Source organism: Phreatobacter sp. (assembly GCF_052440005.1).
Classification (GTDB): domain Bacteria; phylum Pseudomonadota; class Alphaproteobacteria; order Rhizobiales; family Phreatobacteraceae; genus Phreatobacter.
The window spans coordinates 1-13,520 of the sequence record NZ_JBQVQL010000043.1 but is presented as its reverse complement, the minus strand read 5'-3'; the positions used below and the strand labels follow the sequence as shown (position 1 = coordinate 13,520).

General features: G+C 68.1%; 14 protein-coding genes and 1 pseudogene. 2 read left to right on the top strand and 13 right to left on the bottom strand.

All coding sequences use genetic code 11. The annotated features are described in order from the left end of the window. Nucleotides 1-61 precede the first annotated feature (61 nt). The 7 genes from ACT6XY_RS12180 to ACT6XY_RS12150 all read right to left on the bottom strand — a co-directional run bounded on the left by ACT6XY_RS12180 (nt 62) and on the right by ACT6XY_RS12150 (nt 7,379). Nucleotides 62-940, bottom strand: coding sequence for a CheR family methyltransferase (locus ACT6XY_RS12180; protein WP_444748586.1), 879 nt, complete (start codon nt 938-940; stop codon nt 62-64). Then, nucleotides 937-2,124 (bottom strand): protein-glutamate methylesterase/protein-glutamine glutaminase, encoded by a 1,188-nt coding sequence (locus ACT6XY_RS12175; protein ID WP_444748585.1) that lies wholly within the window; start codon nt 2,122-2,124, stop codon nt 937-939. The genes ACT6XY_RS12180 and ACT6XY_RS12175 overlap by 4 nt, the downstream gene beginning before the upstream one ends. Before the next feature lie 53 nt (nt 2,125-2,177). Beyond that, nucleotides 2,178-2,543, bottom strand: coding sequence for a response regulator (locus ACT6XY_RS12170; protein WP_106749052.1), 366 nt, complete (start codon nt 2,541-2,543; stop codon nt 2,178-2,180). A gap of 28 nt (nt 2,544-2,571) precedes the next feature. After that, the gene (locus tag ACT6XY_RS12165) at nt 2,572-3,030 is read right to left on the bottom strand and encodes a chemotaxis protein CheW (protein WP_444748584.1); all 459 of its coding nucleotides are present in this window, start codon (nt 3,028-3,030) and stop codon (nt 2,572-2,574) included. 24 nt (nt 3,031-3,054) lie between these two features. Continuing rightward, nucleotides 3,055-5,748 carry a hybrid sensor histidine kinase/response regulator gene (locus ACT6XY_RS12160; protein ID WP_444748583.1) on the bottom strand — a complete coding sequence of 898 codons (2,694 nt, stop codon included), beginning with the start codon at nt 5,746-5,748 and terminating at the stop codon, nt 3,055-3,057. 183 nt (nt 5,749-5,931) lie between these two features. Continuing rightward, nucleotides 5,932-6,588, bottom strand: a complete 657-nt coding sequence (gene chpT, locus ACT6XY_RS12155; protein WP_444748582.1) for a histidine phosphotransferase ChpT — start codon at nt 6,586-6,588, stop codon at nt 5,932-5,934. A gap of 89 nt (nt 6,589-6,677) precedes the next feature. Further along, entirely contained in the window at nt 6,678-7,379 is a 702-nt protein-coding gene (locus ACT6XY_RS12150) for a DUF1013 domain-containing protein (protein ID WP_444748581.1), read from the bottom strand. A 320-nt stretch (nt 7,380-7,699) separates the two neighbouring features. Between ACT6XY_RS12150 and rpsU the strand changes: the two genes are divergently transcribed. Next, complete coding sequence (gene rpsU, locus ACT6XY_RS12145; protein ID WP_106749056.1) at nt 7,700-7,948, top strand: 30S ribosomal protein S21; 249 nt, start codon at nt 7,700-7,702, stop codon at nt 7,946-7,948. A gap of 128 nt (nt 7,949-8,076) precedes the next feature. Continuing rightward, nucleotides 8,077-8,961 carry a tetratricopeptide repeat protein gene (locus ACT6XY_RS12140; protein ID WP_444748580.1) on the top strand — a complete coding sequence of 295 codons (885 nt, stop codon included), beginning with the start codon at nt 8,077-8,079 and terminating at the stop codon, nt 8,959-8,961. Between the two features lie 139 nt (nt 8,962-9,100). Here the strand turns inward: ACT6XY_RS12140 and ACT6XY_RS12135 are convergent, their stop codons facing one another. The 6 genes and pseudogenes from ACT6XY_RS12135 to ACT6XY_RS12110 all read right to left on the bottom strand — a co-directional run. Further along, nucleotides 9,101-9,580 (bottom strand): GNAT family N-acetyltransferase, encoded by a 480-nt coding sequence (locus tag ACT6XY_RS12135; protein WP_444748579.1) that lies wholly within the window; start codon nt 9,578-9,580, stop codon nt 9,101-9,103. Further along, complete coding sequence (locus tag ACT6XY_RS12130) at nt 9,577-9,867, bottom strand: DUF3303 domain-containing protein (protein ID WP_444748578.1); 291 nt, start codon at nt 9,865-9,867, stop codon at nt 9,577-9,579. Before ACT6XY_RS12130 ends, ACT6XY_RS12135 begins: the two co-directional genes overlap by 4 nt. A 91-nt stretch (nt 9,868-9,958) precedes the next feature. Further along, nucleotides 9,959-11,362: an NAD(P)(+) transhydrogenase (Re/Si-specific) subunit beta gene (locus ACT6XY_RS12125; RefSeq protein WP_444748577.1), complete on the bottom strand. Its 1,404-nt coding sequence runs from the start codon at nt 11,360-11,362 to the stop codon at nt 9,959-9,961. Nucleotides 11,363-11,366: 4 nt separating this feature from the next. Then, nucleotides 11,367-11,849 carry a proton-translocating transhydrogenase family protein gene (locus tag ACT6XY_RS12120; RefSeq protein WP_106749061.1) on the bottom strand — a complete coding sequence of 161 codons (483 nt, stop codon included), beginning with the start codon at nt 11,847-11,849 and terminating at the stop codon, nt 11,367-11,369. 32 nt (nt 11,850-11,881) lie between these two features. Next, on the bottom strand, nt 11,882-13,102 hold the full coding sequence (locus ACT6XY_RS12115; protein ID WP_444748576.1) for a Re/Si-specific NAD(P)(+) transhydrogenase subunit alpha: 1,221 nt from the start codon (nt 13,100-13,102) through the stop codon (nt 11,882-11,884). A gap of 113 nt (nt 13,103-13,215) precedes the next feature. Next, nucleotides 13,216-13,347: pseudogene (locus tag ACT6XY_RS12110) on the bottom strand (aa3-type cytochrome c oxidase subunit IV); the annotation flags it as partial. Nucleotides 13,348-13,520: the final 173 nt, after the last annotated feature.

The following is a 13,520-nucleotide window of genomic DNA, read 5'->3' as shown; positions in this document are numbered from 1 at the left end:
CAGCCTCAAGACAAAGGGCGCCTCGCGGCGCCCTCGATCACGTTCACGCGGCGGTGGCCGGTCAGAGCGGCCGGCCACCCGCCACCGCGAAGACCTTGGCCGGAGCCGCGGGCACGCCCGCGGGGGCCTTCACGGTCGGCGCATAGAGGCCGCGGCGGTCGGCGATCGGCTTGAAGGAGTCGGTCAGGCCGACCACCGTCTCGGCCGCACCGAGCAGCAGGTAGCCGTCCGGCGCGGTCAGCCTCGCGGTGCGGTTCAGGACGTCGATCTTGGTCGGCTGGTCGAAATAGATCAGCACGTTGCGGCAATAGACGATGTCGAACTGGCCGAGCGCCGAGAAGTCGTTCAGGAGGTTCAGCGTCCGGTAGTGCACCATCGACCGGATCTCCGGGGAGATGGTCCACTGGTCGCCGTTCTGCGTGAAATACTTCAGCAGCATCTGGATCGGCAGGCCGCGCTGGACCTCGAACTGGCTGTAGATGCCGGCCTTGGCGCGCTCAAGCACCTCACCCGAGAGGTCGGTGCCGATGATCTCGAAGCGCCAGCCGGCGAGCTGCGGGCCCATCTCCTTGAGGATCATCGCCAACGAATAGGGCTCCTGGCCGGTGGAGGCCGCGGCGCACCAGATGCGCACGTGGCGCTTGGCCGCCCGCGCCTTCAGCATGGCCGGCAGCATGACCTCCTTGAAATGGTCGAAGGGGGTCTTGTCGCGGAAGAAGAAGCTCTCGTTCGTGGTCATCGCCTCGGTGACCTTGGAGGCGAGCGACTCCGCGCCGGGGGCCTTGAGCTTCTGCACGAGCTCGCTGATGCCGGTCATCCCGTGCTTGCGCACGATCGGCATCAGGCGGCTCTCGATGAGATACTGCTTGTCGTTGGACAGGACGAGGCCGGAGCGGGTCTTCAGGAAACCACGCAGGAAATCGTAATCGAGTGGCGTCACGACCGGTCTCCGGAGAAAACACGCATGATCTTCGGGGCGATCTGGTCGATAGGCAGCACCGCCGCGGCGTGGCCTCCCGTGGCGACCGCTCCCGGCATGCCCCACACGACGCTGGTCGCCTCGTCCTGGGCGATGACGCTGCCGCCGGCAGCGACGATGTCGCCGGCGCCGTGGGCGCCGTCATGGCCCATCCCGGTCAGCACGCAGCCGAAGGTCTGGGCGCCCCAGGCCTGGGCGACCGAGGTGAACAGCGGGTCGACGGCCGGCTTGCAGAAGTTCACCGGCGCTCCGTCCTCGAGATGGATGACGGTGGTGCCGCCGGTCTTCTTGACCACCATGTGCTTGCCGCCCGGCGCCACGTAGATGCGGCCGGGGAGCACCGGCTCGCCGTCGCGCCCCTCGGCGGCTGGACGGCCCGACGCCTTGGCCGCGTGTTCGGCGAGGATGGTGGTGAAGGTCGGCGGCATGTGCTGGGTGATCAGCACCGGCACCCGGTCGATGAACGAGCCGAGCGCCTTGAGCACGGTCGTCAGCGCCTGCGGCCCGCCCGTCGAGGAGCCGATGGTGAGGACCTTCGGGATGGTCGTGCCGAAGGGGCGCAGCTTGAAGCTCGGCTCGTTGAAGCCGATCGACTGGGGCGCGATCGAGGGCGCGGCGACACGGCCCGGGGCGGCCGGGGCGCTACCGCCGGCGGAGGCGGCGCGGAACACCTTGCCCGCGATCTTGCGGCGGCGGCCGAGCGCACGGACCTTGTCGAGGATCTCGCGCTTGAAGGCCGGCGAGGTGGTGACGCCGGCGTTGGTCTCCGGCTTCGGGACGTAGTCGGCGGCGCCGAGCGACAGGCACTTCAGCGAGATTTCGGCGTTGCGGCGGGTGAGGGTCGAGGCCATCAGCACCATGACGTCGCGCTTGGCCTGGATGATCAGCGGCAGGGCCGTGATGCCGTCCATGTCCGGCATCTCGATGTCGAGGATGACGACGTCGGGGTTCTTCTTGGCGATGTCGGCGACGGCTTCACGCCCGGAGCGGTGGGAGGCGACGAGCGTCATGTCGCTCTCGTCGGCGATCCAGCGGCCGACCAGGCCGCGGACGACGACCGCATCGTCGACCACCATCACCTTGATGGGGTCGCTGGCAGTGGGCACGGCCCCGCCGGGGGCGGCCTTGAAAGACGCGAGACTCATACGCCGGTACTCGGAACTTGAACGCAGGACAGGGCGGCTTGCGCCGCGACGGATCAGATCAGGCCGACTTCGGCGAACTTGGCTTCGACAATGTCCTTGTCGAAGGGCTTCATGATGTATTCGTTCGCACCCGCGTGCATCGCCCGGGCGATGTGGGCGACGTCGTTCTCGGTGGTGCAGAAGACCACCTTGGGCGCCTGGCCGCCGGGCAGCTTGCGCAGTTCCCTCAGGAACTCGTAGCCGTCCATCACCGGCATGTTCCAGTCGAGGAGGATCGCCTCCGGCATGGTGCCGTAGCAGAACTCCAGCGCCTTCTGCCCGTCTTCAGCCTCCTCGATGGCGAAGCCGAGGCCTTCCAGGATTCGCCGGGCGACCTTGCGGATCACCGAGCTGTCGTCGACCACGAGGCAGGTTTTCATCGGCTTGGGTCCTACGCTTTGAATACAATCATGCGGCCATCTGCTCGCCGCCCATGGCGAGCACGGAATCGACGTCCAGGATGACCATCAGCTGGCCATCGAGGCGGTGAACGCCGGCCGACACGCGGGACCAGCGGGGATCGAGGTTGATCGGGTTCTGCTCGCGGCTGTCGGGAGAGAGCTTGAGCACCTCGCCGACCGAGTCGATCAGCAGGCCGTAGCTCTCGCCGCGGGACTCGATACCCACCGCCATGGCGGGCTTCGCGTCCTTCTCGCGCGCCAGACCGAGGCGGATGCGCATGTCGATGGCGGTGACGATGCGGCCGCGCAGGTTGAGCACGCCGGCGATGTCGGGGTGGGACAGCGGCACGCGCGTCAGCCGGTCGGGCATGAACACGTCCTGCACGCGGGAGATGGGCAGGCCGAACAACTGGCCGCCGATCAGCACGGTCACATATTCCGTGACGTCGTCGCTGGTGGTCTGCATGGACAGATCCTCACGCAAGATGACTTACGCCGCCTGGGCGATTTCGTTGGAGGTTTCCTTCAGCGCCGCGATGAGGCCCTGACGGTCGAATTTGGCGACATAGTCGTGGAAGCCGGCGACCCGCGCCCGCTCGATGGCGGCGGGGTTGGTCAGCGAAGACAGCGCGATGACCGGCGTCGACGCGAAGCGCTTGTCGGAGCGCATGGCCTCGGCGAACTCGAAGCCGTTCATCTCCGGCATCTCGATGTCCGAGACGACGACGTCGAACTTGTCGCCGTTCTTCAGGATGTCGAGCCCTTCCGAGCCGCCCGCCGCGGTGACGACGTCGTAGCCGGCCGCCTTCAGCACGGGGGTCAGCATGTTGCGGAAGAAGGGCGAGTCGTCGACGAAGAGCAGCTTGCGGGTCAGCGCCTCGATGCGCATCTCCTTGCGCTTGAACCAGTCCTCGAAGGCCAGCGGCAGGTAGTGGCCGATGTCGAGGATCTCGGTCGCCTGGCCCTTGATGACCGCCGAGCCGAGGAGGCCGGGCACGTCGGCCGAGACCTCGATGTTGAGCGCGTCCTCGACGATGTCGACGATCTCGTCGACCACGAGGCCCATGGAGCGGCCGGAGTCGGAGAAGACCAGCAGCGGCTGGCTGCCCTCGCTCTTCAGCTCCATGTAGCCAGACACCGAGACCAGCGGCATGAGGGCGCCGCGGTACTGCACGAGATGGCGGCCGTGGGCCTGCTCGATCTTGTCCACCGCCACCTCTTCGAGGCGGGTGACGAGGGACAGCGGCACGGCCTTCTGCTCGCGCGAACCGGCGCGGAAGACCAGCATGGAGATGAGCTGGCGCTCGTTGCCGCGGCGGGCGTCGGCCTCGGTCTCGTTGGTGGCCGTCTGCACGTCGGTGCCGATGGCCGAGGCGATGCCGTTCGGGTCGATGATCATGATCACCGAGCCGTCGCCGAGGATGGTGGTCCCGGAGAACATCGTGATGTGCCGCAGCTTCGACGACATCGGCTTCACGACGATTTCCTCGGTGTGGAACACCTGGTCCACCACGATGCCGAAGGTCTGGCTGCCGACCTGGGTGACGACGATGAAGCCCGCCGTCTCGTCCAGCGGCTCGCCGCCGGCGATGCCGAGGAGCTGGCGCAGGTGGACCAGCGGCAGGAGCTTGTTGCGCAGGCGAAGGACCGGGGTGTCCTTGATCCGCTCGATCCGGTGCTCCGAATTCTGCTGGGCGCGGACGAGCTCGATGACCGAGAGCTGCGGGATGGCGAAGCGGTCGCCGGCGCTCTCGACGATCAGGGCCGAGACGATAGCCAGCGTCAGCGGGATCTTGATGGTGACCGTGGTGCCCTCGCCCGGCACCGACTTCAGGTCGATGGTGCCGCCGATCTGGTCGATGTTGGTGCGCACCACGTCCATGCCGACGCCGCGGCCGGAAACCGAGGTGACGGCCGCCGCGGTCGAGAAGCCCGGCGCGAAGATGAACTTGTGGATCTGCGCTTCCGTCATCTTCTCGAGCTCGGCCTCGCTGGCGAGGTTCTGCTCGATGATCTTCTTGCGGATGCGGTCCGTGTTGAGGCCGCGGCCGTCGTCGGAGATCGCGATGACGATGTGGCCGCCCTCATGATAGGCGGAGAGCTTGATCGTGCCCTTCTCGGGCTTGCCGGCGAGGCGGCGCTGCTCGGTCGCCTCGAGGCCGTGATCGGCGGAGTTGCGCACCATGTGGGTGAGCGGGTCCTTGATCAGGTCGAGCACTTGGCGGTCGAGTTCGGTCTCGGCGCCGTGCATCTCGAGGTCGATCTGCTTGCCGAGTTCGTTGCCGAGGTCGCGGACGATGCGCGGCAGCTTCTGCCAGGCGTTGCCGATCGGCTGCATGCGGGTCTTCATCACGCCGTCCTGCAGCTCGGCGGTGACGTTGGACAGGCGCTGCAGCGGCACCTTGAATTCAGAGTCCTCGTGGCGGCGGACGATCTCGAGCAGCTGGTTGCGGGTCAGCACCAGCTCCGAGACCATGGTCATCAGCTGCTCGAGCGTGTCGACGTTGACGCGCAGGGTCTGCTGGCCCTTCACGCCCTCGCCTTCCTCCTCACCCGCGGCAGCGGCCGGCTTGGCGGGACGGGCAGACGGTTTCTTGACCTCGGCCTTGGCCGGCTCGGGGACAACCGGCGGAGCGGCGACCTCGGGCAGCGGCGCCACGGCGACTTCCGCCTCGGTCTCGCGGAAGGCGCGCTCGAGTTCGTCCAGCGACACCTCGCCGGGACGGAGCGCCCTCTCCAGGGACTGGCCGGAGGCGGCGGCGGGCTCGGGCGCCTTCTCGACGGGAGCAGCGGCGGCCGGGGCGGTCTCGGCGGCCATGGACATGGCCTCGAGCTGCGAGATCAGGTCGCCGTCGTCGCCTTCCGGCTCGGCGCCCGCGCCTTCGAGATCGCCGAGGATTTCCTTCAGGCGGTCGATGGTGAAGAGGATGAGGGTAACGCCCTGCTGGGTGACCGGCGAGCCGTCACGGTACTTGCCCATGAGGGTTTCGGCGGCGTGCGCCAGCGCTTCCAGGCGCGGCAGGCCGAGGAAACCGCAGGTCCCCTTGATGGTGTGGACGAGGCGGAAGATGTTGCCGAGGATCGCGGCGTTGTTGGGGTCCTGCTCGAAGCGGACAAGCTCGACGTCGACCACATCGAGGCTCTCGTTGGTCTCTGTCAGGAATTCGCGCAGCAAGTCATCCATGTCGCCCAACCCGGACTGTAGAACACCGGCCAGCCGACATCGCGGCTTGCCTCAATGTCCCCGAGTGTCCGGGAAAAGGGTTAAGGCTTGCTGAAGCGAAATTACCGTTGGAGCGGTTGTCCGAACGGAAGAAGCGTTTGCCTCACAAGAGGTTAATCAATTTACAGAAAATTTGGTACATTGTCAGGACGCGCTGATCTCGACCCTGTCCTCGATCTTCTCGATCCGTACCGACATACCCGCGGCACGGGCCAGCAGGCCGGCATAATAGGGCTGGATCGCATGGGCATCGATGGTGCCCTGCTCGTTGGCGGGGATGCCGGCGAGGAGCTCGTTGGCATGCGGGGGAATGCGGGCATTGAGCCCGGTGACGACGATGGCGAAGCCCGCGGTGTCGCCCTCGCCCGTCATCTCGACCTTGATCACGCCGCCGCGCGGGATGGCGCCGGCCGCCAGCATCAGCAGGTTGAGCAGCAGCTTCACCCGGTTCTTCGGCAGGAAGGCCGGGGGAATGTGCCAGTCGATGGTGGTGCGGTCGTCGTTGAGGAAGTTCGTCGCCACCTGGTGGGCGTCGCGGGTGTCGATGGCCGACCCGGCGGAGCCCGCCGCACCGAAGGCGATGCGGCAGAACTGGAGCCGCGCCGAGGCCGTCTTGGCGCTCTTGCGGATGAGGTCGAGCGCGAGTTCGGTCGTCGCCTGGTCGGCGCCGTCTTCCATCAGTTCGAGGCCGTTGACGATGGCGCCGACCGGCGAGATCACGTCGTGGCAGACGCGGCTCGCCACGAGGGCGGCGAGGTCGAGCCCTTCGAGCGAGATCGGGCTGCGTGCTGCATCGGCCATGATCGGTCTCCGGAAATGCGAATCGGGCCCGCCCCGGAAGATGGGGCGAACCCGGTTACAACGTCGAGGGCTACGGGAAAAGAGAGCTCTCAGCGCTCGTCGTCGTCGTCGCGCAGCGACTTCAGATTGGCGAAGACCTTCTCGGCGTCGTAGCGCTCCTCGCGCTTGGGCGCCTCGTCACGCTCGAAGGGATCGTACTTGGCCGGCGCCGAGGTCGTCTGGTCGGCCGGCAGCAGGGTCTGCTCGGGCGTGGTGTCGACCGGGCCGCGCTCCTTGGCGGCGCGGTTGACCTCGAGGTCGAGGTCGATCTGCGAGCACAGGCCGAGCGTCACCGGGTCCATCGGCGACAGGGTCTGCGAGTTCCAGTGGGTGCGGTCGCGGATCGCGGCGATGGTCGGCTTGGTGGTGCCGACGAGGCGCATGATGGCCGCGTCCTTCAGCTCGGGATGGTTGCGCACCAGCCAGAGGATGGCGTTGGGACGGTCCTGGCGGCGCGACACCGGAGTGTAGCGCGGCCCCTTCTTCGACTTGACCTCCGGCAGCTTCACCTTGGGCGGCGCCAGCTTGAGGCGATAGGCCGGATCCTTCTCGGCCTTGGCGATCTCCTCGCGGGTCAGCTGTCCCGTGATGACGGGATCGGCGCCCTTGATGCCCTGCGCCGCCTCGCCGTCGGCGATCGCCTTCACCTCGAGCGGGTGAAGGGTGCAGAAGGCGGCGATCTGCTCGAAGGACAGGGCAGTATTGTCGACGAGCCAGACGGCGGTCGCCTTGGGCATGAGAAGCTGGGTCATGGCGTGCCTCTTGTGGGTCGATCGGGCGGAGGCGGCGGCCGTGACGGGAGCGTGAGGGCTCCCGCGCCCGGGCCTTGGGGTCCGGGCCGAGGCGACCGCCTCGTATCGATCAACGGATCGGGAAATCACGACCGATATAGCCGCGCCGCCGGTCCGACGCAAACGAGGACTTCAAAATTCGGCGCAAAGCCCGAAAGACCATGGACAGAGCGCGCGGATTCTGTTACGCGCCTGTCTTCCTTGGGCATGCTCTTTCCGCACGGGTCATCCGTGAGGGTCTTGCTCGACCTCGAATCCAGATGGCTTGAAGGATCATCGGCGTGCAGGTTCTCGTTCGCGACAACAATGTCGATCAGGCGCTGAAGGCGCTCAAGAAGAAGATGCAGCGTGAAGGCATCTTCCGCGAAATGAAGCTGCGCGGCCACTACGAGAAGCCGTCCGAGAAGAAGGCGCGCGAGAAGGCCGAGGCCGTGCGCCGCGCCCGCAAGCTCGCCCGCAAGAAAGCCCAGCGCGAGGGCCTGATCCCCGCCAAGCCGGTGAAGGTCCGCGCCGCCGCCGGCGCACGCTGACACGACAGACCGGCGGTTCCGCCGTATTTTTGACAGGCCCGCGACGAAAGATCATCGCGGGCCGGTTCGATTCCGGGCCCGCCTGTGGCGGCCCCCCGCCGCTCAGGCCGATGATAGGACGATGGGACATGACACGTTCGGCCCACGCGACGGCCCGCCTGCCGCGGTTCCTGCTTCTGGCGGCCGGCCTTGCCCTCGGCGGCTGCAGCTCGACCGGCGGCGTCACCTCCGTCGGTTCGACGACCGGCGGCGATGACGCGGAGTCGAGCTATATCGGCTCGACCGCCAACCTCGCCTCGCTCTCCGAGGTGGTCCAGCGCAATCCGAACGACCCGCAGGCCTTCAACATGCGCGGCACGGTCCTCGCCCGCACCGGCCGGCAGGCCGAGGCGATGGCCGATTTCTCCCGCGCCATCCAGATCGATCCGAACTATGCCCAGGCGCTGGCCAACCGCGCCCTCGTGCATCGTCAGGGCGGGCGCGTCGACCTCGCCCTCGCCGACTATAACCGGGCGATCGCGGCCGATGCCAACTACGCCGCCGCCTATATCGGCCGCGGCAACATCCACCGCACGCAGAACCGCCACGCCGAGGCCCTGGCGGATTACAACCGCGCCATCCAGATCAACGGCTCCAACGCGCAGGCCTACCACAACCGCGCCCTCGTCTGGGCGGCGCAGGGCAACCATCGCCAGGCGGTGGAGGACTTCACCACCGCCCTCGGCCTCGCCCCCAACAATTCCGAGCCCTATTACGGCCGCGGCCTCAGCTACCTGGCGCTGAACGAGAACAAGCTCGCCCTCGACGACTTCAACGAGGCCGTCCAGTTCGACCAGCGCAATCCCGACCTGTGGGTCGCCCGTGGCCAGGCGCTGGAGCGCACCGGCGACAACGAGCGGGCGCTGGGCTCCTACACCAAGGCCATCAGCGTCGAGGAAAACCATCCCGGCGCCCGCGAGGGCTTCGCCCGCCTCGGCGGCCGCGCCGGCCAGACCTATCGCCTGTTCAACTGAGACCGGATGCGGGGGCCGTCACGGCTCACAGCGGTCCGGCGGGACACGGATGCTCCTGAGGGAGCCCACCTGTCCGTCATGCCCGGGCATGACGGGGAAGTCGGCGGAGAAGGCTGACCTGTCGGCCCACTCCGCCCCTTTACTCTAGGTCCTTCACAAGCTCCATCACCGCGGGCCGGAAGCCGAAGCGCTCGTAGGCCTTGCGCGCGATCGTGTTGCCGACGATGGCGCCGATCATCAGCCGGCTGACGCCGTGGCCACGGGCGATCCGCTCCGCCTCCTCGAGCAGGGCGGTGCCGATTCCCTGCCCCCGGTAGCGCTCGTCGACGACGAGCTCCGTCACCCAGCCGATCTGTGCGAGATCGGCCCTGAGATAGGGCTGTGGCGGCTCCAGCACGAAGCACAACATCCCGACCGGCTCGTCCCCGTCGAGGGCCACCATCAGCGCCCCGCCGTCGCGGCCGACGCGCCTCAGATCGGCGTCGAGACAGGCCTCCGCCGCCTTCACGTCGCGGGCGCGGTCGGCGGAGATGCCGTCCTCGAAGAGGTTGAGCTGGTGGACGAGGCGGACCACGGCCATGCGGTCCGCGGGCTCGTAGGGGCGGATTGCGACGGTCATGGCGCGGCACCGTCGAGATGGGGAGCCACCACCGCCCGGGTCTCGTCGCTGGGCACGACGGGCACGATCTCGAAGGTCACGCCCGACCCGCGCCACGACAGCACCCATTCCTGCAGCAGGCGCAGGTCGTCGCACTGCATCAGCTGGAAGCAGCGGTCGAAGTTCGGCTCGATCCAGCTTCCCACATAGGTCAGCCCCGCGGGCAGCGACCGCCCGCTGTCGCGCACCCTCCGGTAAACCGGAACCGGATCGCAGCCGGCAAAGCGCTCGATGACCATGAACAGCATGGTGCCTCCCCCAAAAAAGAAGCGGGGCCCGACAGCCCCGCTCCGATCCCAGATCGCCCGGCGGCAGCCCCTCGACCGAGGGGCATGGGGGTCAGTGCCCCAGCGCCTTGACGATGCTCTCCACCATCTTCTTGGCGTCGGCGAGCAGCATCATCGTGTTGTCGCGATAGAACACGTCGTTGTCGATGCCGGCATAACCGACGCCGCCCATGCCGCGCTTCACGAACAGGATGTTGCCGGCCTTCTCCACGTCGAGGATGGGCATGCCGTAGATCGGCGAGGTCTTGTCGGTCTTCGCCGCGGGGTTGGTGACGTCGTTGGCGCCGATGACGAAGGCGACGTCCGCCTGGGCGAACTCCGAGTTGATGTCCTCGAGCTCGAAGACCTCGTCATAGGGCACGTTGGCTTCCGCCAGCAGCACGTTCATGTGCCCGGGCATGCGGCCGGCCACCGGATGGATGGCGTATTTCACCTCGACGCCCTCCTTCTTGAGGAGGTCGGCCATCTCGCGCAGGGCGTGCTGGGCCTGGGCCACCGCCATGCCGTAGCCCGGCACGATGATGACCTTCTGGGCGTTCTTCATGATGTAGGCGGCATCCTCCGCCGAGCCCGCCTTGAAGGGCCGCGCCTCGGCCGAACCGCCCGCCGCCGCATCATCGCCGCCGAAGCCGCCGAGGATGACCGAGATGAAGGACCGGTTCATCGCCTTGCACATGATGTAGGACAGGATCGCGCCCGACGAGCCGACCAGCGCGCCGGTGATGATCAGCGCGGTGTTGCCCAGCGTGAAGCCGATGCCCGCCGCCGCCCAGCCCGAATAGGAGTTGAGCATCGACACGACGACCGGCATGTCGGCGCCGCCGATGGGGATGATCAGCGTCACGCCGACGACGAAGGAGAGGATCACGATCAGCCAGAAGGCGTGCGTGCTCTCCGTGCGCATGAAGACGATCATCAGCACGAGGATGGCCGCCGCCAGCGCGATGTTGAGGAGGTGGCGCTGCGGCAGCATGATCGGCTTGCCGCTCATCCGCCCGTCGAGCTTCAGGAAGGCGATGACGGAGCCGGTGAAGGTGATGGCGCCGATGGCGGCACCGAGGCCCATCTCGAAGAGCGACAGGCCCTTGATCCCGCCGCGCGCCCCGATGTCGAAAGCCGTCGGCGCATAGAGCGCGGCGGCGGCGACGAAGACGGCGGCGAGGCCGACGCCCGAGTGGAAGGCCGCGACCAGCTGCGGCATGGAGGTCATGGGCACCCGGCGGGCGATGACCGCGCCGATGCCGCCGCCGATGCCGAGGCCGGCGAGGACTAGGATCCAGGCCCCGATGCCCGCGGGACGCGCATAGGCGAGCGTCGTCAGGATGGCGATGGTCATGCCGACCATGCCCATCAGGTTGCCCTGGCGCGAGGTCGAGGGGCTCGACAGCCCGCGCAGGCTGAGGATGAAGAGAATGCCGGCGACGAGGTAGAGGAGGGCTGCGAGATTTGCCGACATCGGTTCAGCCCTTGCTCGTCGCCGGCTTGTCCTTCGCCTTGTACATCGCAAGCATGCGCTGTGTGACGAGGAAGCCGCCGAAGATGTTGATCGCCGCGAGGACGAGCGCGATGAAGCCGAAGATGCGGGCCATCACCGTGCCGGAGTCCATCACCTGCACGCCGACCGCGAGCAGCGCGCCGACGACGATGACGGAGGAGATGGCGTTGGTGACCGACATCAGCGGGGTGTGCAGGGCCGGCGTCACCGACCACACCACGTAGTAGCCGACGAAGACCGCGAGGGCGAAAATGGTGAGGCGGAACACGGTGGGGTCGATCGCCCCGCCGGTGGCGCTGTGCACCGCGGCGCCCGCGACCGTGGCGATCTGGTCGGCGACCGCGGTGGCCTGCTCGGAGGCGAGCCGCGCCTGTTCGGCGGCGATGCGCGCCGCCTCGGCTGCGGCGCGGGCCCGTTCGAGGGCCTGGTCTGGCGTCAGCGTCGTCATTCGTTTCCCCTCGGATCAGGCCTTGGTGGATGTCACGCCTTGGTGGACTTCTTCGGTGCCGCCTTCGGCTTGGCCGGCGCCGCATCCTCGGCGGCCGGCGCTGCGGCCGGGGCCGGCGGCGGAGGGGTCGCGGACTGGAAGTTCGGATGCACCACCGCCCCGTCGCGGGTCAGCAGCGTCGCCTTCACCAGCTCGTCGTCCCACGGCACGACGAGGGCCTTCGAGGCCTTGTCGATCATGATCTCGAGGAAGGAGAAGAGGTTCTTGGCATAGAGCGCGGAGGAGGTCGCGGCGAGGCGACCGGGCACGTTGGCATGGCCGACGATCTTGGCGCCGTTCTCCGTCACCACGATCTCGCCGGCCTTCGCGCCCTCGACGTTGCCGCCGCGCTCGACGGCGAGGTCGACCAGCACCGAGCCCGCCTTCATCGAGGCGACCATGGCGGCGGTGACGAGCCGGGGCGCGGCGCGGCCGGGGATCAGCGCCGTGGTGATGACGATGTCCTGTTTGGCGATGTGCTCGGCGACGAGGGCCGCCTGCTTCGCCTGGTATTCCGCCGACATCGGCTTGGCATAGCCGGCGGCGGTCTCGGCCTGCTTGAACTCGTCGTCCATCACCGCGACGAACTTGGCGCCGAGGCTTTCCACCTGCTCCTTGGCGGCCGGGCGGACGTCGGTGGCGGTGACGACCGCGCCGAGGCGGCGGGCTGTCGCGATGGCCTGCAGGCCGGCGACGCCGGCACCCATCACGAAGATCTTGGCGGCGGGAACGGTGCCGGCGGCGGTCATCATCATCGGCAGGGCGCGGCCGAATTCGCCGGCGCCGTCGATGACGGCCCGGTAGCCGGCGAGGTTCGCCTGGCTCGACAGCACGTCCATCACCTGCGCGCGGGTGATGCGCGGCATCAGCTCCATGGCGAAGGCGGACACGCCGGCCTGCGCCATGACGCCGAGCGCGGCCTCGTTGCCATAGGGGTCCATGGTGGCGAGAACCACCGCGCCGGACTTGTAGGACTTCACTTCCGCCGCGGAGGGGCGGCGCACCTTGAGGACGACGTCGGCGCCCTTCACCGCGTCGGCGGAGAGGCTCGCGCCGGCGGCCGCGTAGTCAGCGTCGATGATTCCGGAGGCGAGGCCCGCGCCGGGTTCCACCACGACCTCGGTGCCCAGCGCCACCAGGCGCTTCACCGTGTCGGGCGTGCCGGCGACGCGCGGCTCGCCGGCTTCCGTCTCCCTGGGGATCGCGATCCGCATAGACTGCTCCTCCGGTCTCCCCGCGCGGGGCCGCTCCGAGGGGCATCATGTCATGCGGTGTGGCCCGTTGCCCCCCGGAAACGGGCCTGCCTTGCCTGTCAGAGCAGGAAGATCGCCATCAGGATCATGAGGATGACGAGGGAGATCGTGCCCCACTTCGTCATCCCGGTGAAGAAGGCGTAGGTGCGCTCGTGCTCGGCATAGTCCATCGGCGCGATGCCGTCGACCCGCGGTTCGGAGGCCATGGTTCAACTCCTGGAAGCCAGTCCGTTCTCACCGCTTGGGGTAGCGCATGGATCGAGGTCTTGCAACGCACCCGAAGCGGCTAATTTCGCCGCATCAGCGCGGCGCGGTGAAGGCGGGAACGCCGCCCTGGACGGCGGCCCCGCCACCCCCGGATCCGGCCGGCGCATTGGGC